Source organism: bacterium (assembly GCA_029210965.1).
In the GTDB taxonomy this organism is placed as follows: domain Bacteria; phylum BMS3Abin14; class BMS3Abin14; order BMS3Abin14; family BMS3Abin14; genus JALHUC01.
The window spans coordinates 1-657 of sequence record JARGFZ010000127.1 but is presented as its reverse complement, the minus strand read 5'-3'; the positions used below and the strand labels follow the sequence as shown (position 1 = coordinate 657).

At 52.7% G+C, this 657-nt stretch carries 1 protein-coding gene; it reads left to right on the top strand.

Features of this window, described 5'->3' with window-relative positions; all coding sequences use genetic code 11:
* Window positions 1-8 precede the first annotated feature (8 nt).
* On the top strand, window positions 9-203 hold the full coding sequence (locus P1S59_14610) for a hypothetical protein (protein MDF1527456.1): 195 nt from the start codon (window positions 9-11) through the stop codon (window positions 201-203).
* The last annotated feature ends 454 nt before the right edge of the window (window positions 204-657 follow it).

The following is a 657-nucleotide window of genomic DNA, read 5'->3' as shown; positions in this document are numbered from 1 at the left end:
TGCCAGGAATAAATCATCAAAGGGCGGTGAAGGCTTTTGAGAAGCGAGGATTTTGGATTGCCAGGCAGGGTAAACACATTGCGATGACCAATGGAGAAAGGATTATTACCATCCCGAGGGCGAACCCCGTCGATGCATTCACCATGGGCGGAATTATCAGAGATGCGGGTCTAACGGTGGATGAATTCAAAGAGCTTTTGTGAAGATATCAGGAGAAGGGTCCTACGGCAGGAATCCCCAGGGAATATGTTTATTCAACAGGGATGGAGGGGATGGCGAGGGCGATGCGGCAATCCCGATTTCCATGAAAGCGTCTAAAGGCTGCCTCACGCGGAGGCGCAGCGTAATCAAGTGCACGGGACGCGACGAACATGCCGTCATTCCGGAAACCAACGCAAGGGGCGGGGTTGTCCGGAATCCAGCCTGCCGCGGCGTAGTTCGAAGAACGAAGACGGAAGCGATCCCGGTTCCTATAAAGGCGATTTATTTTTACCACTGAGCTCACTGAGGACACTGAGAAGATCTTGAGTCTTGGGTTAAAAAACGGTCCTGTAAAAGCGTTGTTTTCACCACGGAGGCATCACGCCGCTGGCGTGACAGGCTTCGGACACGGAGAAAGGCTTAAATCCAGGAAGGCACGGTTCCTGTAAAGGCGTC